The following is a 20587-nucleotide window of genomic DNA, read 5'->3' as shown; positions in this document are numbered from 1 at the left end:
CTAGCCCTAACCATCTGTAGTGCGATTGTTGACCCTGCAAAATAGGGTTTAACACCGATCAGAAAACTTGTAAGAGTGCATCAAATCGGTATCATATGTGCATTAACTCTAGTCGGTTTTCGTGGCGATCACAACACCGTTTGACGGGCGGGTGCGATGGATAAAAACACTGTCTATGCAGGGTATCTAGGCCCGCGAACCCTGACTAGCGCAGCATTATCCGTGCTGCTCGCGGCCAATACTGCTGCGTCACAAGACCTAGCCACAACAGGGCGTATTTCCAGCGATTACAACGATTCTGTGACAATCAATGAGGAATCTCTTGTCACGAACTTCGAAGATCGCTGGAGCGGTGTCGAGACATCGGAGAAGGAATTTGTCCTTGGTGCAAACGGTGTTGTCACGAAGGGCGGAGCTGAAGTATTGGGCGCAACGGCGTCGAAAGACGCGGGCGCCAAAGGGCATCACATTGATGCGTCTGTCAGCGCATATTTTGATGTCTCGGAGCGCGCCACCGGCCGCATTGAGCCTGTCCAAACTCCCACTCTAGATACTACATCTAGTGATACCCCCGAAAATCTAGGGGCAGGAACTCCCGTTGAAGAGTGCGGGCCGTCGCCCCTGTCACCTGACGAGATTAAAGCGTTAGTTGCATCCACTGCGCGCCGATACAGCGTCGATGAGGGCTTCGCGGTTGCGATTGCCTGGGCCGAAAGCCGCTTCGATGAGATCCGCAATTCACCGAAAGGCGCACGCGGACCTATGCAGCTTATCCCCGAAACGGCGGCTCGCTTCGGTGTTCAGGACATTTGCGATCCCGCTCAAAACATCGAGGGCGGGATGAAGTACCTCCGCTTCCTGCTCGATGAGTTTCAGAACCCGCTTCTGGTCGCGGCCGCTTACAACAGCGGGGAGGGGCGCATCTACGAATATGGCGGCGTTCCGCCATTCCAAGAAACCGTCGGCTATGTCGCAAAGGTCGTGAATTTCCAGCTTGGCCTACCGATGCCAACCGGCAAACGGAAGGCGAGCGGGATCGTCCGAGACATGGCGGCAAAGAACACCAGCGATGCCGGAGTCATCGCTGTGGAGAAGACCGGCAAGTTCGTCGGCGGCGTGATGCATTTTTAAGGAGAGAACTATGAAGAACGTCGTTTCCCGGCATTCCGGGGCATTGAAGGCAGTAGCCGTCATTGGCTTGGTGGCAGCCCTGCAGGTTGCAGGCGCTGATCAAGCGCTTGCACAGGCTGGCGGTGGCGGCGGCGGTGCATTCGCCCCCCTTCAGACAGCCGTACAGATGATCGTTGACTTCATCACCGGCCCCTTCGGACGTCTGATGGCAATCATCGCCGTGATTGGCCTCGGCTTCCTTGCCTTTGCCGGCAGGCTTTCGTGGTTCACGGCCGGAGCCGTCGTCATTGGCATCGGTCTCGTGTTCGGCGCCCCTGCCATCGTTGACCAGATGATTTCGTCGGTAGGCGGCGGCTGATGAGCGATTTTCAGGACGAGAAGCCAGCTTTGACGCCGTTGGTGATCGGCTTGACCCGTTCTCCGACGCTATGGGGCGTGCCCTACATGGCGGTCGTCCTGATCATCGGCGTGACAATCATTGGGTGGCTGGTGACGAACCATCTGGCGGCACTGCTGATCGCGCCAGCCACCTACCTTGTCCTTTTCTCGCTTTGTGCCTGGGACAGCAAGATTCTCGACGTCCTGCAGGTCACGTCCCGCAAGACGCCAAGGACCCCCAACAAGCGCTTTTGGGGCACCAACTCATACGGACCATAGTAGATGCTGAAAGTCGTCAAGGAAGAGCTTGGGTTTGGGAAGGTCGCCGGCAACGAGCGGCCTATGTCCGTTCACATCCCCTATATGCGGCATGTGTCTGACACGGTCATCGGGCTCGAGAATGGAACCCTGATCAGCGTCATCAAGCTTGATGGACTGTTCTTCCAGACGGAGGACCAGGCCGAATTGAACATGCGTTCTGTTGTGCAGAACACCATGATCCGAGCACTAGGTTCGAGCCGCTATTCTCTTTGGTCGACTGTAATCCGTCGTGAGGTCGAGACCGAAATCGGCGGTTCGTTCGATTCCTCCTTCTGCGAGATCCTGAACGATCGCTATATGGACCAACTTCGCAAGAAGCGGATGTTCACGAACGAAATCTTCCTGACGATCGTGCGTTCGGGCATGAAAGGGGCGCTTGGCCTCGGCGACTCGCTGAAGCGGATCTTTGAACACTCGAACAAGGAGGCCAGGGCCCAAGCGACCCGTGAAGACGTGACCGACCTCGAAGAGCTGGTTGGGAACATCGTGAAAGAGTTGCACAAGTACGGCGCAAAGCCGCTTGGCATCACGTATCGCAAGAAATCAGACGATACCGCGAAAAAGGACATCGATGGAGAAGACGCTAAGGGCGATCCGTATTCGGAGCCCTGCGAGTTCTTCAACACGATCTTGACCTGCGGTGTGCCGCGAAAGATGCGGCTTCCGCGCATGGGAATTCGCAACTACGTCGGCACTTCACGGCTTCACTTTTCAAAGCGGACGATGCAGGCACAAGCGGCGGTGGAAGAAGACAGCCGCTATGCCGCTCTACTCTCGATCAAAGAATATCCCCCATTCACTGGTCCCGGGATGTTGGACGGGTTGCTGCAGGTGAACCACGAGTTCATCCTGACGCAGTCCTTCACCCTTGCAGACAAGCCGATTGCACAAGAGCGGATCAGTCGCCTTCAACGCCAAATCAAGGCCTCCGACGAAGCAGGTAGCTCGGTCGAATCCGACATCGACTATGCTTTGAACAGCCTCCTCAATCAGGAGGCTGTATTCGGCTTCCATCATTTTTCGCTTCTGTGCATTTCGCGGGACCTCGACGGATTGAGCCGTTGCGTGTCGGAACTTGGCGCTTGCCTCACCGACATGAACATCAACTGGCTCCGGGAGGATCTCAATCTTGAAGCGGCGTTCTGGGCGCAGCTGCCGGGAAACCGCTCCTACATCTCCCGCATCGCCATGCTGTCGAGCGCCAACTTCTCCGGCCTTTCCTCGATGCATAATTTCGCGACCGGACAAGCGGATCGCACCCATTGGGGCCTGCCGATCACCATTCTGGAAACGACCTCACAAACCCCCTACTGGTTCAACTTCCACCGTCGCGATATCGGGCACTTCACGGTGACTGGTCCGACAGGATCCGGCAAAACCGTAGGTTTGACCTTCCTGCTGGCTCAGGCGATGCGGGTTTCACCCACGCCTCGCGCCGTGTTCTTCGACAAGGACCGGGGGGCTGAGATCTTCGTCAGGGCGATTGGCGGAGCCTACGAGGTTCTGTCTCCAGGAACACCCACAGGCTTTAACCCGCTGCAACTGGAAAACACCGGCGAGAACCGGGAATTTCTGGTCCGTCTGCTCAAGGCCATGCTGCGCGGCGACCGTCGCACCGACTTCACGCAAGAGGACGAGAACACGCTGGAAAAGGCAATCGTCCGGATCATGCAGGAGCCGGCAGCTCAGCGGAACCTCCCGAATCTTGCCGGCCTCTTGATGGGGCGGTCCAAGGCCGATGCCAACGATCTATACTCGCGGCTTCGCCCTTGGATCGAAGGCGAAAAAGCCTGGCTGTTCAACGCGCCCCATGACGTCCTGTCCTTCTCGGGTCACAGCGTCTTTGGCTTTGATATGACCAACATCCTCGGAAACGAGGAGCTAAGAACCCCAGCGCTGATGTATCTTTACCATCGGCTGGATGAGCTGCTGGACGGTAACCCCGTCATGTTCTTCATGGATGAAGGCTGGCAGCTGCTAATGGATGACACTTTCAGCGCCTTTATCGTCGACAAGATGAAGACGATTCGAAAGCTCAACGGCATCGTGGGCTTTGGTACGCAGTCGGCCGCTGACATTACCAAATCCAAAGCCTCGCACACGCTCATTGAGCAATCGGCGACCAACATCCACTTCCCAAACCCACGGGCTGACGAAGAGAGCTACATCAAGCGCTTCGGCCTGACGGTGAAGGAGTTCAAGTTCATCAAGAACACGCCTCCTGAAAAGAGAACCTTCCTGATTAAGCATGGCAACGACTCTGTCATTGCGCGTCTCGATCTGTCGACAATGCCGGATCTTGTGAAGGTGCTTTCAGGACGCAAGGAGACGATCGAGGAGTGCGCGGCACTTCGCGAGCAGTACGGAGACGAATCCGAAAACTGGTTGGCGAAATTCTGCGGATGGGAGAAGGCCGAATGAGGGACAGTCGGACTCTAACGCTGCTGGTTGCAGCCTTGGCTTGGGGAACAGCGCCCCCCGCCTCCTCTCAGGTTCCTGTTACTGATGGCGCCCTCACTTCAACAGATGCAGCGCGCAATGAAACGACGAAGCAGATCGAGGAAACGGACAGTCGCCGGCACTCCGTGAGCAAGAGCGTCACCTGCTCGATGTACCGGCCGGGACGGGGAGGTGACGCCCCCTCGGCAGCACAAGCCAATCCGGAGATTGCCGGGCTCGTGAAGCGAGTGGCGCGTGAGGAAGGGGTAGACGAAACCCTCTTCATGTCTCTCGTCTACCAGGAGAGCCGGTTCAATCCCTGCGCAAAGTCGCCTGTCGGCGCTATGGGCTTGTCGCAGCTGATGCCGGGCACAGCCAAGGATCTTGGCGTGAATCCTCACGATATCGAGGATAACCTTCGTGGCGGCGCACGCTACCTGAAGCAGCAGCTCCGGACCTTCAACGGCAATACCAACCTTGCGCTCGCCGCGTACAACGCGGGGCCAGGCAACGTTCGGAAGTATGGCGGTATACCTCCGTTCAAGGAGACGCAGGGATATGTAGCCGCGATCAAGGGCAAGTGGATGCCTCAGTTTGGAGGCTCTGATGTGTCGAACATCCCCGAAAACTTCGGCGGAGGCACGTCGGGCTTTTCAGGTGCGAGAGACGCAACGATCAACTCAATGGCAACCAGCCAGTCGATTTCCGAAAACAGCGGGAACGTCGCGTCATGGCTTCAGCAACTCGGCCAGGTGGAAAGCGGCACGATCCAAGACAGCTGGGACCACAATTCTGGCGCACGCAATGCGAACCTCGAGATGATGAACCAGGTCATCCGCCTCGGAGCAACGATGGCGGAGCTTATGAATTCTCAGAATGCACTCGATCTGGGCGGGCTCTCGGGGTCTTCGCGGTCCAGCGACTACAAGCGAGACGAGAGGCAAGACGATCGCGAGGTAGCTGACCTCTGCGACAAGGAACTGCAGCTTGAGTGGAATCCGGAGGAAAAGGCCTGCGTTCGAAAACTCGAACCAGAGGCTGACATGAAGCTGATGTTGAGCACCGAATGACAAGGAGAACGGCCATGAAAAGAGCATTCCTGACTGCGTTTTCGCTAGCGATGGCGTCTACCGCGCATGCACAGGTTCCCGTGATCGACAGCGCCAACCTGAAGATTGCAACGGAAACCTCTCAGACGACCGATCAGATCCTGGATACGAACAAGGAGGTTCTGAAGACGGTAGAAGAGACGCTTAAAGCCGTCACGGGGGATCGCGGGAGCGTTTCAAATCCCATGCAGAACCTCGCCGTTGGTCAAGGGTTCAGCGTTTCTCAGATGCCGTCACTCGATAGCCTGATGCAGGGCGGAGTCCCGAACTTCGGCAGCATGGGCGGTGACATCGGGCAGATTGCCACCACCTTCATCAACGGTCTTCAGCTAGTAAAGAACTTGTCTGGCAAGGCGGACAGCACGTTCTCCGGCGACAAGTCCTACGAAGAGATGATGAAGACCGTCCTTGGAGTTGCTGCCCTAGTCACCGGCTCGCAACAGGCCGTTCAGTCCCGAACACAGGCATTCCAGCAGGCAGGTCAGCAGATCGGCCAGGCCCAAGACATCAAGGGGTCCATCGATCAGAACACGCAGCTGCAGGTTCAAACCGGCCTGACGATCAACGAAATGATTGGCGTGATGAACGGAGCGGTCGGCTCCCTGCAGGCCCAAAACCAGCGCCGCCTTGTCGACATCTCCAATACCAAGAAGGCGCTGACCTACGGTGACTAAGACATTTCGAGTGAAAGGCTTTGTGCTCCTCTCCGTTCTGGTTGCTGTCGGCGTAACTGGCTGCGCCGGTGCTCCGAAAGAGAAGACTGCACCATGCAAGAGGCCGGCAAACCTCACATCCTACGCCGAGGATCCGCGACAGGAATGTGGACCAATGACCAGCGTGAATGGCAACCCATCGGAGGCGCTGGCGGCGATCGACGCTTTCGCTGCAAGCGGAGAGCAGTGACCCCATGAACTTTCTAGGCGGCCTGCTTGAGGCTCTTGAAGATGCAGGGCGGAATTTCTCCCAACGGGCTTACGAGGTCGTTGGCGACGAGATCATGCCCTTGTTGACGATCATGCTTATTGCCTACGTCGCCTATTACGGACTTCAACTCGTCATGGGGACCGCGCGAGTGAGCGTCGGCGAGATCGTCGGCCGGGTCGTGCGGATGATACTTATCGTCGCCTTTATTGATCAGTGGGGCAACTTCCAACTCTTCTTTTACGACTGGCTGAACAACACGCCTGAAGACGTGGGGCGGGCGCTCCTGACGGCTAGCAGTACCGGGATAACTGAGCCGACAGACGGCCTCTCCATGATCTGGGAGACGGCGAATGAGGCAGCAGCAGCATTCGCGGAGCAGTCAGGCTACTTCGCCATTCTACCGGGCCTCGTAGGGTTCCTGATCATGCTGGCGGTTGGGCTGTTCATTGCCGTTGCGCTTGCCATCCTCGTGCTTGCGAAGGTGATGATGTGGGTGCTGCTTGGCACTGCACCGATTTTTATCGCCTGCCTATTGTTTGATTCCACACGCCAGTACGGAATGGCTTGGTTCCAGCAGGTTTTGACGTACGCGATCATTCCGCTCTTCGTGTACGTCGTCGCCGCCTTTCTCATCACGACCATGGACGCTGAACTGCAGAAGGTGGCAGCGGCAGCATCCGCGAACGAGATCCAGCTAGACGATATCTCGGCTTTCGTCCTGATCTGTGCGGCTGGTGCTTTTGTCCTCTTCAACATCCAAACTCTCGCCCAGGGAATTACCGGGGGCGTGGCAACGGGCGTTGGGCAGATCGCTCGATCGGTTGGCTACGCGACCGGGGTTGCACTGCCGGCAAGAGCTTTGACCGCGACACGTTCTGTAGCCGGCAGGGCTGGAGAATTAGGAATGGCCGCACGCGCCAGAACCCATGCCGGCATGAGGGAAAACATCCAAAACGCCGGTGCAGCAGAAGCGATGCAAAACAGAATTACCAACAACAGTCTGCCCAACTAGGCAACTGGTGGCGGGAATTAAGGGCTAGGATACATGGCAGAGAATAACGATGCTCTCCGGAGCTATTTTCAGGATGGGGACCGTTGGGAACAAGAGATCGTCAAAAAGGCCAAACGGTCCAAGGCGTTCGCTTGGCTGATTACGCTGATCTTCGGCGGCATCACGATCCTGTCGCTCTCCGCATTGGTGATGCTCGTGCCCCTCAAGAGCTTCGAGCCGTACATTGTCGAGGTCGACAAGAACACTGGCTACATTGAGGTCAAGACAGGGCTGACCCGAACATCGAACATCACCGATCAGCAGGCGGTCACTCAGGCGAATGTCGTCCGTTACATTCGATCCCGCGAGGGCTATGATCCTTTTGCCATCGAGCAGAACTTTGGAATTGCAGCTTTGCTCTCCACCGGCGACGCAGCACGCGACCTCCAGGCCCAATGGAGTGCCGCGAACCCTGATAATCCAGCTCGCCGGCTCGGCAAAAACAAGTCGATCACCGTCGACATAAAGTCTGTCACCTTCCCCAACACGACAACGGCGCTCGTCCGGTTCTCGACGCATGAGCGCTCTGATTCAGACGTCATCACGCGCCACTTCATCTCTATTGTTCGCTATCGCTACACGGATACGCCAGAGCGCAACGAATGGCGCTTCGAAAACCCGTTGGGCTTCCAGGTGTATGACTACCGCCGTGATCAGGAAACGGTGACCTCGGGAGGCCAGCAGTGAAATATGGCTTGCCTCTGGCGGCGTCGATCGCCGCTCTCACGATGGTCCAAGCCTATGCGGCGCAACAGCCCCGCCCTGGCAGTCTGGATGCGCGTGTGACCAGTGTCGTCTATCAGCCGAACAACGTCGTGAAGGTATCTGCGACCTACGGCATCTCAACGATGATCATCTTTGACGAAGATGAGAAGTTTGAGACGATCTCGCTTGGTGACACCGACAGTTGGCAGGTTGCCCCGTCCGAAAAGGGCAACATCCTTTTCGTCAAGCCGATAGCCAAGGACGTTTCCACAAACATGAACGTGGTGACCTCAAAGAGGATCTACTTCCTTGAGCTCAATGACTATGCACCGGAAGCAGGGAAAAAGGTCTTCGGCATTCGCTTCGTTTATCCGGAGAAGAACCTGAATGAGTCTCTGCGGAAGGAGGCTGAGTTTCGGGCAGCTAACCCGAACATTTCGAGCATCGACAAAGCGAACGTCAATATTGACTACTCTTTCTCGGGCGACGCGGCGCTGAAGCCGACAATGGTCTTCGATGACGGAAAGAAGACCTTTTTCAAGTTCGGCCGAGGGACCGTGCCGGCCATTTTTGCCGTTCAATCCGACTTCTCCGAGACCCTGCGAAACTTCCGCAAGGAAGGCGAATACATCGTCGTTGACGGCGTAGCCACGCAATACACGCTCCGGGACGGAAACCAGTGGACGTGCATTTTCAACCTCCGCAAGCCGGACTTTGCAGCACCTGATCCTGACATCATGGCTCCGAAACCGGATCCTGATGCCAGCAAACGCAGGAGGAGCGGCAACTAATGAAGCGCAGCCCTGAACTCGACGCAATGGCGGCGGCCGACGAGGCCGAAATCAGCAATCGAAACGTGAAGCGCAATCAAACGGTCGGCATGGCCGCCCTTTTGCTGGCTGGCGTCTTCGCCGCATACCTGGTGCTCGCCACGTCCGGAGAAAGCCCGCCTGCAAGCCCGCAAAGTGAGGAGGAATTCCGTACCACGACCTTCCGGCCGCCCGGTTTCGTGCGCGATGGAGAACCCACTCCCCCACCACCCGAACAGCCTGTCTTGGAACTTCCACCTCCGCCTCCTCCGCCGCCAGCTCCGCCGGTGGACGTCACTGAATTCAACGTGCCTCCCCCGCCCGAAGTAGCTCAACCGGCGAGCGCCTCCCCGCCCGCCGAAGAGGTGTTTCCGGAGCGATTTCGGTCAAAGCTAATCACGCTTGACCAGAACCTGGGAGGATCCGCGAATGGTTCGCTCGATGGCTCGAACAGCGGCACGCCTTTGACCGTCGCTGGCGAGGATCGCAACAGCCAGTACCTGTCCTCAGCGAGTGCGATCGGTGACCGTTCCGCCAAGGCCCGGCATATTGAGCGCATCGACGCCATGATCCCAGAGGGCACGCTGATCCCCGGCATCTTGGAAACGGCGATCGTCAGCGACCTTCCGGGCCAGGTCCGGGCCATTACATCCAAGGATGTCTACTCCTTCGATGGGCGGCGTGTCCTGATCCCAACAGGAACACGCCTGATCGGGGAATATCAGTCCGAAGTTACGCGGGGGCAGAAGCGGGTCTTTGTCGTGTGGACAAGGCTGATCCGGGATGACGGCGTGTCGGTGCGCTTGAACTCCATCGGCACGGACAGCCTCGGGCGATCGGGCCTGACGGGTCATGTCGACAACAAGTTCCGTGAGCGCTTTGGCGCATCAATCTTGCTGTCGATCGTCGGAGGCGGTGCAAGCTATCTAACCGGATACGGTAGCGACTCCAGCTCCGGAAACGATGACGCCGAAAGAGGTGCTGAATTGGCGCGAGAAACGATCGCGCAGACCTTCAGCGACATGGCGAACACGGTCCTTGCCGAAAACCTGAGGATCCCGCCAACGATCAGCGTACCGCAGGGCGAGCGGATCTTTGTCTATGTTCGCCAGGACCTCGATTTCAGCGCGATGTACGACGATCCTGTCACGGAAGCGATGAAGGAGATCAAACGTGAACGTTATGGTAGGTAACACGACCGCTCATGATCCTCATTATTTCCTGAACCGGTCTCTGGAGCCCATCAGGCAATTTCTCGATGACCCGAAGGTGGTTGAGATTGCGGTGAACCGCCCAGGCCAAGTCTATGTTGAGCGCTTCGGCGCTGATCACATGGAGCATCATGAAATCGATGCTCTGACGGCACGGGAGATCGAGAACATTGGCGAGCGGGTTGCCGCAGCGACAAAGCAGTTCCTCAACGCCGCTAATCCGATCCTTAGCGCAGCACTGCCGACCGGCGAACGTATCCAGGTCGTCTTGCCGCCCGCGGCACCCGACGGTGGGTCGATCACGATCCGTAAGCAGGTTGTGCAGAATTTCTCTCTGCAGGACTATCGAGACAACGGTTCTCTCGACAAAGTCTCGGTTGCTGTCGGGGGCCTAAGCGACGTGGATCGGGAGCTGGTCGCCTATCTGCGCGCAGAGAAGATCTACGACTTCATCCATACGGCCATCACGAAGCGAGTTTCGATCCTGATCAGTGGCGGCACGTCGTCGGGAAAAACCACGTTTCTGAACGCTTGCCTCAACTCTGTAGACGTGAATGAGCGGATCCTGACGCTTGAAGACACTCGTGAGCTATTCCCACCACAGAAGAACGCGGTCCACCTGATCGCATCCAAGGGTGGGCAAGGTACCGCAAACGTGACAATTCAGAACCTCCTTGAATCGGCGCTTCGAATGCGGCCGGATCGCCTCTTTGTTGGCGAAATTCGTGGAGCTGAGGCCTTTTCATTCCTTCGCGCCATCAACACAGGCCACCCGGGCAGTATGTCGACAGTACACGCCGATACGCCGCTCGGCGCCTATGAACAGCTCGCCATGATGATGCAGCAGTCCGGCATGTCCGCCGGCTACTCCAAGCAGGATCTGATGTCCTACATCCAAATGGTCATTCCGATCGTGATCCAGCTCAGGCGCGAAGGCGGCAAGCGCGGGGTTTCCGAAATCTACTTCGCACGGGTTGCATCATGAGTAAGGGGCTACAGGCCTTCTATCTGTTCTTCTGCCTGTTGATCGCATTTGCAGTCTGGATGCTGGCGTACGGGGCGGGGCTTCAGCTCTTCTACGGTGACGGTAGGATCCTCGAGGCGACAATCACCTCAAACCCATTCGCGCCAATTCAGCAGTTCTGGGCCTATAGCTCCTCCCCTTCCCTTCAAAAAGTCGCGCTCGGCTCTGTAGTGCCCGCGCTGCTCGTATCAGGCCTCATTGCTTATCTTGGGCTCAAACCTACCAGCAATCCATTAGGGGATGCAGCCTTTCAGGACCTCGCAACCCTTCGGCGCGGGAAGTGGTTTGGCAAGAAAGGTCACATATTCGGCCGCATCGGGAGCAACGTCCTCCGCGCGTATGACGATCGCCACCACCTCATTATTGGCCCGACGCGATCCGGTAAGGGCGCGGGCTACGTCATCCCCAACGCTCTCATGCACGAAGGCTCTATGATCGTCACGGATCTGAAGGGCGAGGTCTACAAGGCAACCGCCGGCTATCGGAAGCGCAACGGCAGCCAGGTCTTCCTGTTCGCGCCGGGTTCCGAGACGACCAACAGCTATAATCCCTTGGATTTCGTTCGTCCGGAGCGAGGCAATCGCACGACTGACATTCAAAATATCGCCAGCATTCTTGTACCGGAAAACACCGAATCCGAGAATTCAGTTTGGCAGGCCACAGCTCAACAGGTTCTCGCCGGCGCCATCAGCTACGTTCTCGAAAGCCCCTTCTACAAAGGGCGCAGGAACCTCGGCGAGATCAACTCCTTCTTCAACAGCGGGACCGATCTGCAGGCCTTGATGAAGTACATCAAGGAGAAGGAGCCATACCTGTCGAAGTTCACGATGGAGAGTTTCAATTCCTACCTGTCTCTCTCGGATCGGGCCGCGGCCTCGGCACTGCTTGATATCCAGAAGGCGATGAGGCCGTTCAAGAACGAACGCGTTGTGGCCGCAACGAACATGACCGACATGGACCTTCGATCCATGAAGCGTCGCCCCATCACAATCTACCTTGCCCCGAACATCACCGACATCACGCTTCTTAGGCCGCTGCTGACGCTATTCGTTCAACAGGTGATGGACATACTCACACTTGAGCATGATCCCAACTCCGTGCCGGTCTATTTTCTGCTGGATGAGTTTCGCCAGCTGAAGCGCATGGACGAGATCATGACAAAGCTGCCCTATGTGGCCGGCTATAAGATCAAGCTCGCCTTCATCATCCAGGACCTGAAGAACCTAGATGAGATCTATGGTGAGACGTCCCGACATTCGCTCCTTGGCAACTGCGGCTATCAGCTCATCCTTGGTGCCAATGATCAGGCCACGGCAGAGTATGCTTCCCGCGCGCTTGGCAAGAGAACCATCCGATATCAGTCTGAATCGCGCACTATCGAGCTTATGGGCCTCCCGCGCCGAACAAAGGTCGAGCAAATTCGCGATCGGGACCTGATGATGCCGCAGGAAGTGCGGCAGATGCCCGAGAACAAGATGATCTTGCTGGTGGAGGGGCAGCGGCCAATCTTTGGAGAGAAGCTGCGCTTCTTTAAGACGCAGCCCTTCAAGGAGGCGGAGGCCTATTCTCAGACGCACATACCGACCGTTCCAACTGTCGATTACCTGCCACCTAAACCAGTTCCAGCGACCACGCCAGCATATGCCAACGCAGGCCAGGAGCAGGCTGAACAAGCGGAAGCGATAAAGCCTGCGTCTGAGGCGAAAGCGGAGGAGCCGCGGGCGCCTGTCCAGGAGGAGGCTCCGCAAGAGCCAGCGCCCTCCACCTCGCCCGCTCGCGTTGTGAATCCCTCCGCCTTGGCCAGTAAGAAGGTAAGCGCCGGGGGCATTCCGGAACCTGCAAAGGCAGCTGTGCCCGCTCCCGAAAAGCGCACAACACCTGTCTCAGAGAACGACATCGAAAAAGCGCACAATGATCGGGTTAGTCGCCTTAGGGAGGTCGTCGAACGGGAAGCGGAAGGCAAATCACCGCGCAAGAGGAAGAGCTTGGAAGAGCTATTCGCAGCGACCGTTCCTGATCCAATCATGGAACAGGCCGGTCGCTAATTCAGGTTCAGAAGGGCCAGAAGCTCGACGCGTACTGACCCGCCTCTGTTAGCCAAGCCATGGAAGCATGATACCAGCCGATCACGGTCCCGTAGACCTTGATCAGGATCGCGAGGATCCCAACGCAGACCATGCCCCACACCATCATCTTGCCGACGATATCGGCAGACTTGGGGTCGTTTACTTCCACCAGGTAGGTGTTCTGATTACCGTCCTGCATGACACTTTAGCGATCACGGTCGTCCCGATTACGCTCCCTCTGTTCAACCTGTTCACGCTCCAACTCCTCGAGACGAGGAATGTGCTGTTGCGCGGGATCAGTCCGAGTGGTCTCGCCGCCCTGCTTGGCCGCTTCCCTGTCTCTGTTTACACGATCTTGATGCCTCTGAGGTGCGTCCACCGTCTCAGCGAGCTGGTGAGCCTCACGCTCCGCTTGCCCGATCGGACGTTCCTCTTCCAGATCCACCCTGAGATCGCGTTGGCGATCGTCGGCAGTATCCGCTGTTATCGGCTGCTTGTTTGACTTGTTTTCGTCCCCACGCTCTTCATTGCGTTCAATGGTCTCGATCTCCGCGCGCAGTTCCGGATCCTCATGTGCCAAATCCCGGAGATAGCCGTTTCCGGTAGCGGCGAGTTGAGCTGCATGATGAAGCGAAGCCTCAAGGCCCTTCTCATACTGCTCCCGGTTTTCGTCTCCGAGCTCGCCGGCTTCGATTTGGGCGAGGCCGGAGCGATAGTGTTCCACATTTGCCATCGCATCGCGACCTACCTCAACGACAGCCTCTCCATGCTTGGCAACAGCTGCCTCCCACTGGAGGTTAGCATTCGTCTGCTCTTGCACCTCAGATGCCGTTATTTCCGGCGCGGCACCACTTTCTCTGGAGACGTCGCCAGCAGCGTTTCGTCCATCCTGCTCATCAAGCCCACGCTCCTTCATTTCGAGCATCTGCCTGCGCAGATCGACGATCTCGCGAGCGAGGGAGGAAACCTCCTCGAAGCCTGACCGGTCCTCTGGGAGAGCGCTGCGCTGAAGGTTGAATAGAGCCGTTTCAACCGTCTTTTCGTAGGCTTCGAACTCTGGCCGTGTCTGCTCGCGCATGTCCTTTGCCTCCGACAACATGTCTCTGATTGCTACCATATTGGAGCGGTAATCACCGCCAAAATCCGCATGAACGACTGTACCAGCAGGCGATTGATCAGCCTGGGCAAGGCCGTTTTCCAGATAGGAGCGATGCTGAGCGGCGTAGGCCGCAACCACTGTGTCGCCGGCGTTGACTGCAATCTTCTGCCAGGTCTCCTGAGCTTTCAGGATGTACTGGCGGCTCCTCTGGCTCGTCGCCACCACGCGCCGATCAGCTCGCTTTGCGTCATATCGCGCCTGCGCCGGATCGCTGGTGCCTACATGCTCGGTTCGACCGTTATGTTTGACGGCGCGAACCTGATTACGCGTGAAGGCTGGCGGCGTAGCGAACTCGCGGCGATCGGTCATTTCCATATTGATGCCGTGGTCACGCGCCTTCTCGGCCATGACCTCACGCCATTGCCGGAAGGTGGCCGGGGCAGTCTCGATCCGGTCTCCCGCTTCCGATCGCATGGTAACGATGGCGTGGGCATGAACATGCGGCCGCTTGCCCCCCTCAGAGGCTTCCTTCGGATCGTTCTCCGGATCGTGCAGGGAGAAGACATAACGATGGCCCGCAAACTGCTCAGCCAGGAAGTCGCGGACAGCTCCTTCAAACGCGACAGCATCCGTGCCGGCACGTGCCGATAGGATCACGTGCATCACGTCACGGCTTTTGCGGCTGTGCAGCTCATCCCGCCATTCCTTCTGCACGAGATCGCCTGCAGCCTTGTCGTCGGCAATTAAGCGACCCTGATCGTCCCGAACGTCGTTGCGCTGCGCGATCAGGTCTCGCAACTTGGCAGCGCCGTATTCCACGCCGTTGCCATAGCCTTTGAACGAGAAGCTCGCCAAAGCCTCTTTTGCAACAGCGCTGGCGTTAAAACGCTCCTGAACGATGTCGGCCGCCTTCGCGTCCGCCGTAAGGCGCTCGCCCTGCACGCTGCGCAACACAACATAGCCCTCGATCTTCAGCGATCCGTCGTTTCGGGTTTCGACAGAGTAAGCATAGCGCCGATTACCAAAGCCCCGCTTAAGAATCTCCCGCACCTGCTCATACGGGTCCGAGCCGCCGGCCAAGCTCACCTCGACGCTGAACGCGCCGATATCGCGGCTCTCGGTCCTGTTCTGGAAAAGGTGATCCCAATCGCCACGCAGACGCGCCAACTCCTCACGGCCACGCAACGTCTCGCCGTTCTCGTTCTCAACCTTCAGCTCCCCCCCTCTGGAAACATAGTTGAGCATCGAGCCGACGCGGGCTCCACCACCGTAGGAAGCCAGTTTGACCACGGCGGGCTGGCTCCCTTTGGCAACGCTCGCAAGACGAACGTCCATTGATCGAATAGCACCCGAACCGGCAGCCATCGTCCTCGGAGGCGGCGACACATTGAATGCCGAAGTCCTCACCACTCCCCTAGATCCCGACCCGCCTTTAGACATCCCAGCCTGGTGCTGCAGATTCTTCAGTCTCTTCTCAAGCTCTTCCTCGACAGCCCTCCCACGGCCGCCGAGCGTCATTTCGTGCAAGAGCGCCGCGCGCCTTTGCTCCCATTCGCTTGTGAAAGTGCCGAAAAAGAACTCCACGACCTACACCTCGCCTCGGCGCGCATGCCCGGCACGGCGCGAAAGTGTCCGCAGCTCACTCATCACAGCCGCCTGTATCCGCTGGACGTTGCCAAGATTGATGTCCAGCTCGGAAGGGTGGACACCTTTGCCCGCATTAAGGGAGCGCGCGACCTGGTTCAGATTGATGCCGATCATCCGCATGTCTTCGAGCAACGCGGCCATGATCAACCTGTCTTCCGCAGTCAGAATGGGTCGAACGCCAGCCCCCTCGAGGAGCAGCGAGCGGAAAAAAGCAGACACACTCATACCGGCCAACTTGGCCGCTTCTTCGATAGCCGAATGCTCAGCATCGCTGACACGGACGTTGATGAGACGCCCCTTGCGTTGCTCGGGCGTCGGTACTTCGATCGTGTCTTCGCTCATCAATCACTTAACCCTTCCCGGAGCTTTGCGACCCTCATCGTGGGCACGTTCCACGATCGAAATGCAAAATGTAAAACATTTTTGCGTATCCTGCCACCCTTAACACACCTAACTCTCATCCTTTACCAACGCGCTATTCCCCAAATTTCAATTTACTTTCGCCTCTCCTCGAGCTCCGCTTCGCTTCGCACTCCATCCGTTGGAACGCTCACCAGGGTTCACCGCCAAAACCGCTTCTGAAGGCCTTTCTCTGTCCCTCGTACTCGAGGTGACAAGGGACGCTTCGCTCTTCGCCCTTGGCACCCTCCGTGCGAGCGCCAAGTGAGGCCTCACGCGGCTCCGGGGTTCACCACTCGACCCAGACAGTTGTAAAAGCCACACGACCAACTCGTGTGGTTTTATTGATGTTCAAAAGCGTGTGATCACACGCTTTTTTTGATCTTAACCTGCGTGTGCTCACATGTTAGGTTTGCTTCGATGTGAAGATCTTAACGACGATACTGATGTGCCGATTGAACCCACGTCGGATCGCTAGGGGGCGGGGGAACCGTTAGTCTGAGAGGATCGTGCAATGGCAATCTGCATATCGCTGGTAAGCGGCAAGGGTGGAGCGGGCAAGACAACCGCCGTAATCCTGGTCGCTGGAGAATATGCGCTTCATGGTAAGCAAGTGCTCTTGGTCGATGCCGATGGCCGACAAAACCTGAATGAGTGGTGGTCCCGTTCCGAGGCGAAAGACAACAGGCCAGACGGCATTGAGCTTCGCACGGCAGTAACCAACGCATCACTTCAGCATATTCTGGAGAACGAAACGCATGGGTTTGACGTCGTGCTGATCGACTCGCCCGGTCAAGACACCGTGCTGCGAGACACGATCATCGCCGGCTCGGACATCGTTATGACCCCGATCCAGCCAAACCAAGACGAGATCCTTGCTGCCGGCCAGGCAGCAATGGATGTGGCTGACACCTGCGATCGTACCGGGCGAAACATTCCACATCTCAACTTCAGAACCCGGATTACTCTCCCGGGACGTTCACTGGAAGCCTACCGCCTGATACGCCCCTTCATCGCAAACTTGCAGGAACAGGGATATGATTCATACCTCTTGGACACTGAGCTTTATGAGCGAAACCCATACCGCGACATCAGACTTGGATATGGGACGCTGCAAATGCTGGAGCTGAGCGACTCAGTCAAAAAGGCCCGGAGCGAGGTCATGACCTTGATGCAAGAAATTGAACGTTTCCTGTCGAACGAGCAGAAGAGGTCGTAAGATGGCTAAAGGGACTTCCAGCATATCTGATTTTCCCGTTGCACCGCGACGGTCCCGGGGGAATGTACCCAATCCAATGTCGCAGCCGGCTATAGACAACGAAGCAGAAAACGCGGTCGCCAGCCATCAACCGGACGAGGTCGCTGTCGAAGAAGCTCCCGCTCAGGTACCAGCCGTTCAGGTGCCCCCAAGATCAAGTTTGATTTTGCCCTCACCGGAGGCTCGCCGGGAGAGAGCGACGAACAAGTCGTTGGAGCGTGAGGCGTCCAGAATACGACTGCAGGAGCTCAAGCAGAACAAGGCGCGCGAGAGCAAGCACTTCGTGAATTGCCCTCTTGATTACGACACTAAGAAACGCTTGGAGCGCGCAGCCTCTGAAAATGACTTAAAAATGACGGTGATCGTCAAGACCGCAATCGACCAGTTCCTGAAGGATAATGGTTATTGATCCTCGACCTTCGATTTCTGGCCGGGGTGGCCGTGGGCACCACCCTTGGCTTCTTGATCAACCCTGAAGCAGCGGAGAAGGCAGGGATCGACATTCAGTCCATAAAGAGGACTATGCCTGTTATTGGTTCTTCTCCAGCCGAGCCGGTCAAACAAGCTGATTGGCCAACCAACGAACACGCGAAACGGGAGCTGTTCCGGTTTGCGATGTGGGACTTTGAGACATTTGGGCCGAAGTCTGAGATTTTGATCACAAGGTGCATCAGCATCGACCAGCTTTCATTGGCATGCGAAATGCGCGTGAAGCTGAGCTGGATCTTCGAAGAAAGAACGGTCGAAGGCGTTTTTCAATCCAGCGCCCACAGCTGGAACCTGATCGCTGCGAAAGCCGTGAACAGGAATGCTCCCACTGGATCTTGAGGTGATGGACAACGCGCCCTGAGTTGCGGATTTTATATCGAGGAGATCAGCATCCTGGCATTCATTCCCCCCACTTTTGTTAGGGCTTTGTAACTGGCGCGCAGGATGACAGTGCCTTAATGGCACGTTATGGTGCGTGATATCTGCCACAGGCGGATTTGGGGACTGAGGGAATACCGACTGTGCGGAATCTATCCGACTATATCAAATCAAGGGAACTGGTTGAGACTACAGATCCAGATTTCCAGAGACCCTTGTACCGCAAGGAGGGATTCGACGGCATAGTCAGCTTCGGCGAGATCGACGCAAAACTTTCCGCATTCCTACTCGACGAACGCGCGAAAACTGGTCTGACCCAGAGTGATTTCGCGACCCTGGCTGGTCTCGCTCGAGTGGTCTACAGCCGCTACGAACTGAACATTTCGCGACTGACCGTCTCTCGAATGATTCACCTTTCCGAGCTCCTTGGGTTCCTGCCGATGCAGATGATTCATGCCGCAGCACCTCATCTCTACGGTAAAAATCCTGAAGAGGCCGATGATCGGGTTGAACTCTTCAGACTCATTCATGACCTCCCGCATGACACCATACGCAGTTTGATCGGTATAGTTGGCCAACTGACGCCTAAGGATGTTCTTGAAGCTCGGCAAAAAGCGGAAGCGGAGGCCGAAGCAAAAGCTGAGGCCGAACGCCAACGACTGACTAGAAAAGCGGCGAGAGTCAGCAGGAAAGGCCGTCCCCCTGGCCGGCCACCAGGTCGAAAATCATCCAAGGTCGATACCCCGACAGACGATTGAAGAACGGAAAGGGCCGTCAAGTGATGGCCATTTAGGAACGCGTCGTCCCTCACCCCGTTTTCCGATCGCTGTTCGCATTTGCACGCAGCAGCGACATCAGCATCGGTCCCAGTCCGAACTCCCCTCCCCTCGCCCGGCGCGTGAGATCGCGGAGATATCCACCTGCCGAATTGATATGCCCTGCCCTCTCCAAGATTGCAGCCATGGCAACCGCCGCGTTCTCCGGCCCCATCACCTCGCAAGCTTCTTGATAAGCCGACGGGCTAACACCAAGCGTTGATCGTACCACCACCGCGGCGCCCATCAGCTCGCGCCAATGGGAGATCGTCCCGCCCGGCCCGTAGTCCGAAATCTGCGGGCAGGCTTTCAGGACCATCGACAGCGGGAACGCCTTCATCTGTTCCGGCTTTGCCAACGGCTGAGCAACCGCTTTGGGTGCTACTTCCAGCTCGACGGCTCCGCCCTGCTCTTTTCTAGAGCTAGGTTCAAGTTCATGGATGGATTTGGGTTTTGAATTCTGTATGTGGCAGCCATTTTGAACAGCATTGCCATCCATATTTTGAGAATCTAACTGATTTTCCAGAAGGTTGAGGATTTCGGTGCGCAAAAGCTGCATCTCGTCGAGGATTGCCTCCACCTGGTGACGGTCAGGATTGCGGGGAAGTCGGCTGACAATGCCGACATACATGTCTTCGATGGCTTCCCAGTCGCCGTCGGCCCCCTCCTCCATCGCTGCTGAAATCAGCTTGCGCACATCACGCCGGCAGATAGTCAGTGCCTCTTTGGCTCGCCTGAACTGCAGGCGTTCGGCAGCGACTTCCTGCGCCAGAATTGCAAGTTCCGTAGCACGAGCCAAAAGTGGAGAAAGATCGAACCCAAAGGCTTGCTCGATATCGCCACCCTTGTCCCGGTGAGCGTAGCGCTTGCCGTTCGGACTATCCTTGCGCTGGATGAGCCCGGCTTCGACCAAGGCAGCCAAATGGCGCCGCAAGGTCGTTCCAGTGATGCCGTGCGCTCTGACAGAAAGCTGGGCGTTCGAAGGGAAGACCACCAATCCGCTATCGCAGTTGAGCTCGCTTTCCGGATAAAATGTCAGCAATGCGTCCAGCACAGTCAGCGCCCTGTCCTGGAGGCCGAGGCGTTCACGGGCCTCACAGGCGTCGCGAAACACCTTCCATTTTTCGACCGGGCGGTATGGTTTTGTATCGGACGTCTGGAGCTGCCTCTTTACAAGAGCAAGCACAGCCGGCCGCCGCCCAAAGGGCGTCGTGACATTTCCCGTCTGCATATTCCTTCACCTTTCTTCAGGCAAAAGAAATCCGCTCACCAAAACGATGCCAAAGACGCTTGACTGGGATTCATGGAAATGCGATTCTCGATCTTGCTAGGAA

General features: G+C 57.1%; 21 protein-coding genes. 17 read left to right on the top strand and 4 right to left on the bottom strand.

The window, feature by feature from the left end; translation table 11 throughout:
• Positions 1–156 precede the first annotated feature (156 nt).
• Genes QO005_RS20215 through QO005_RS20155 form a run of 13 tightly spaced genes read left to right on the top strand, consistent with a single transcriptional unit; the run spans position 157 to position 13147 of the window.
• On the top strand, positions 157–1131 hold the full coding sequence (locus tag QO005_RS20215) for a lytic transglycosylase domain-containing protein (RefSeq protein WP_307159819.1): 975 nt from the start codon (positions 157–159) through the stop codon (positions 1129–1131).
• 10 nt (positions 1132–1141) lie between these two features.
• On the top strand, positions 1142–1489 hold the full coding sequence (locus QO005_RS20210; protein WP_037093745.1) for a TrbC/VirB2 family type IV secretion system protein: 348 nt from the start codon (positions 1142–1144) through the stop codon (positions 1487–1489).
• Complete coding sequence (locus QO005_RS20205) at positions 1489–1788, top strand: VirB3 family type IV secretion system protein (protein WP_307159818.1); 300 nt, start codon at positions 1489–1491, stop codon at positions 1786–1788. Before QO005_RS20210 ends, QO005_RS20205 begins: the two co-directional genes overlap by 1 nt.
• A gap of 3 nt (positions 1789–1791) precedes the next feature.
• On the top strand, positions 1792–4251 hold the full coding sequence (locus QO005_RS20200; protein WP_307159817.1) for a VirB4 family type IV secretion/conjugal transfer ATPase: 2460 nt from the start codon (positions 1792–1794) through the stop codon (positions 4249–4251).
• Complete coding sequence (locus QO005_RS20195) at positions 4248–5339, top strand: lytic transglycosylase domain-containing protein (RefSeq protein WP_307159816.1); 1092 nt, start codon at positions 4248–4250, stop codon at positions 5337–5339. Before QO005_RS20200 ends, QO005_RS20195 begins: the two co-directional genes overlap by 4 nt.
• Before the next feature lie 14 nt (positions 5340–5353).
• Positions 5354–6052, top strand: a complete 699-nt coding sequence (locus tag QO005_RS20190; RefSeq protein WP_107341898.1) for a type IV secretion system protein — start codon at positions 5354–5356, stop codon at positions 6050–6052.
• Positions 6045–6281 (top strand): hypothetical protein, encoded by a 237-nt coding sequence (locus QO005_RS20185; RefSeq protein ID WP_307159815.1) that lies wholly within the window; start codon positions 6045–6047, stop codon positions 6279–6281. Before QO005_RS20190 ends, QO005_RS20185 begins: the two co-directional genes overlap by 8 nt.
• A gap of 4 nt (positions 6282–6285) precedes the next feature.
• Positions 6286–7314, top strand: coding sequence for a TrbL/VirB6 family protein (locus QO005_RS20180; RefSeq protein WP_203021032.1), 1029 nt, complete (start codon positions 6286–6288; stop codon positions 7312–7314).
• 33 nt (positions 7315–7347) lie between these two features.
• Entirely contained in the window at positions 7348–8040 is a 693-nt protein-coding gene (locus tag QO005_RS20175) for a VirB8 family type IV secretion system protein (RefSeq protein WP_037093755.1), read from the top strand.
• Entirely contained in the window at positions 8037–8849 is an 813-nt protein-coding gene (gene virB9 / locus QO005_RS20170) for a P-type conjugative transfer protein VirB9 (protein ID WP_307159814.1), read from the top strand. The genes QO005_RS20175 and virB9 overlap by 4 nt, the downstream gene beginning before the upstream one ends.
• Positions 8849–10060, top strand: a complete 1212-nt coding sequence (virB10, locus tag QO005_RS20165) for a type IV secretion system protein VirB10 (RefSeq protein WP_307159812.1) — start codon at positions 8849–8851, stop codon at positions 10058–10060. The genes virB9 and virB10 overlap by 1 nt, the downstream gene beginning before the upstream one ends.
• A complete protein-coding gene (virB11, locus tag QO005_RS20160) occupies positions 10041–11063 on the top strand; it encodes a P-type DNA transfer ATPase VirB11 (RefSeq protein WP_307159811.1) in 1023 nt (340 codons plus the stop codon). Before virB10 ends, virB11 begins: the two co-directional genes overlap by 20 nt.
• The gene (locus QO005_RS20155) at positions 11060–13147 is read left to right on the top strand and encodes a type IV secretory system conjugative DNA transfer family protein (RefSeq protein WP_307159809.1); all 2088 of its coding nucleotides are present in this window, start codon (positions 11060–11062) and stop codon (positions 13145–13147) included. The genes virB11 and QO005_RS20155 overlap by 4 nt, the downstream gene beginning before the upstream one ends.
• A 7-nt stretch (positions 13148–13154) precedes the next feature.
• On the opposite strand, the gene QO005_RS20150 is transcribed toward QO005_RS20155, so the two are convergent.
• Genes QO005_RS20150 through QO005_RS20140 form a run of 3 tightly spaced genes read right to left on the bottom strand, consistent with a single transcriptional unit; the run spans position 13155 to position 16256 of the window.
• On the bottom strand, positions 13155–13367 hold the full coding sequence (locus tag QO005_RS20150; protein WP_102022182.1) for a hypothetical protein: 213 nt from the start codon (positions 13365–13367) through the stop codon (positions 13155–13157).
• Between the two features lie 6 nt (positions 13368–13373).
• Positions 13374–15851, bottom strand: a complete 2478-nt coding sequence (locus QO005_RS20145) for a relaxase/mobilization nuclease domain-containing protein (RefSeq protein ID WP_307159807.1) — start codon at positions 15849–15851, stop codon at positions 13374–13376.
• Between the two features lie 3 nt (positions 15852–15854).
• Positions 15855–16256, bottom strand: a complete 402-nt coding sequence (locus QO005_RS20140) for a DUF6290 family protein (protein ID WP_307159806.1) — start codon at positions 16254–16256, stop codon at positions 15855–15857.
• A 571-nt stretch (positions 16257–16827) separates the two neighbouring features.
• On the opposite strand from QO005_RS20140, the gene QO005_RS20135 reads away from it, so the two are divergent.
• The 4 genes from QO005_RS20135 to QO005_RS20120 all read left to right on the top strand — a co-directional run bounded on the left by QO005_RS20135 (position 16828) and on the right by QO005_RS20120 (position 19196).
• The gene (locus tag QO005_RS20135; RefSeq protein ID WP_307159805.1) at positions 16828–17532 is read left to right on the top strand and encodes a ParA family protein; all 705 of its coding nucleotides are present in this window, start codon (positions 16828–16830) and stop codon (positions 17530–17532) included.
• 76 nt (positions 17533–17608) lie between these two features.
• Entirely contained in the window at positions 17609–17980 is a 372-nt protein-coding gene (locus QO005_RS20130; RefSeq protein ID WP_307159804.1) for a hypothetical protein, read from the top strand.
• The gene (locus tag QO005_RS20125) at positions 17977–18399 is read left to right on the top strand and encodes a hypothetical protein (protein ID WP_307159803.1); all 423 of its coding nucleotides are present in this window, start codon (positions 17977–17979) and stop codon (positions 18397–18399) included. Before QO005_RS20130 ends, QO005_RS20125 begins: the two co-directional genes overlap by 4 nt.
• A gap of 254 nt (positions 18400–18653) precedes the next feature.
• On the top strand, positions 18654–19196 hold the full coding sequence (locus QO005_RS20120; protein WP_245408071.1) for a helix-turn-helix domain-containing protein: 543 nt from the start codon (positions 18654–18656) through the stop codon (positions 19194–19196).
• 49 nt (positions 19197–19245) lie between these two features.
• On the opposite strand, the gene repC is transcribed toward QO005_RS20120, so the two are convergent.
• On the bottom strand, positions 19246–20484 hold the full coding sequence (gene repC / locus QO005_RS20115; protein WP_307159802.1) for a plasmid replication protein RepC: 1239 nt from the start codon (positions 20482–20484) through the stop codon (positions 19246–19248).
• Positions 20485–20587 lie beyond the last annotated feature (103 nt).

This window comes from Allorhizobium paknamense (assembly GCF_030815125.1).
Taxonomy (GTDB): domain Bacteria; phylum Pseudomonadota; class Alphaproteobacteria; order Rhizobiales; family Rhizobiaceae; genus Allorhizobium; species Allorhizobium paknamense.
This window is presented reverse-complemented; position numbering and strand designations above follow the sequence as displayed.

Coding starts and splice junctions, on each gene's coding strand:
- QO005_RS20215 (WP_307159819.1), top strand. CDS start 157: ATGGATAAAAACACTGTCTATGCAGGGTATCTAGGCCCGCGAACCCTG.
- QO005_RS20210 (WP_037093745.1), top strand. CDS start 1,142: ATGAAGAACGTCGTTTCCCGGCATTCCGGGGCATTGAAGGCAGTAGCC.
- QO005_RS20205 (WP_307159818.1), top strand. CDS start 1,489: ATGAGCGATTTTCAGGACGAGAAGCCAGCTTTGACGCCGTTGGTGATC.
- QO005_RS20200 (WP_307159817.1), top strand. CDS start 1,792: ATGCTGAAAGTCGTCAAGGAAGAGCTTGGGTTTGGGAAGGTCGCCGGC.
- QO005_RS20195 (WP_307159816.1), top strand. CDS start 4,248: ATGAGGGACAGTCGGACTCTAACGCTGCTGGTTGCAGCCTTGGCTTGG.
- QO005_RS20190 (WP_107341898.1), top strand. CDS start 5,354: ATGAAAAGAGCATTCCTGACTGCGTTTTCGCTAGCGATGGCGTCTACC.
- QO005_RS20180 (WP_203021032.1), top strand. CDS start 6,286: ATGAACTTTCTAGGCGGCCTGCTTGAGGCTCTTGAAGATGCAGGGCGG.
- QO005_RS20175 (WP_037093755.1), top strand. CDS start 7,348: ATGGCAGAGAATAACGATGCTCTCCGGAGCTATTTTCAGGATGGGGAC.
- virB10 (WP_307159812.1), top strand. CDS start 8,849: ATGAAGCGCAGCCCTGAACTCGACGCAATGGCGGCGGCCGACGAGGCC.
- QO005_RS20155 (WP_307159809.1), top strand. CDS start 11,060: ATGAGTAAGGGGCTACAGGCCTTCTATCTGTTCTTCTGCCTGTTGATC.
- QO005_RS20150 (WP_102022182.1), bottom strand. CDS start 13,367: ATGCAGGACGGTAATCAGAACACCTACCTGGTGGAAGTAAACGACCCC.
- QO005_RS20140 (WP_307159806.1), bottom strand. CDS start 16,256: ATGAGCGAAGACACGATCGAAGTACCGACGCCCGAGCAACGCAAGGGG.
- QO005_RS20135 (WP_307159805.1), top strand. CDS start 16,828: ATGGCAATCTGCATATCGCTGGTAAGCGGCAAGGGTGGAGCGGGCAAG.
- QO005_RS20130 (WP_307159804.1), top strand. CDS start 17,609: ATGTCGCAGCCGGCTATAGACAACGAAGCAGAAAACGCGGTCGCCAGC.
- repC (WP_307159802.1), bottom strand. CDS start 20,484: ATGCAGACGGGAAATGTCACGACGCCCTTTGGGCGGCGGCCGGCTGTG.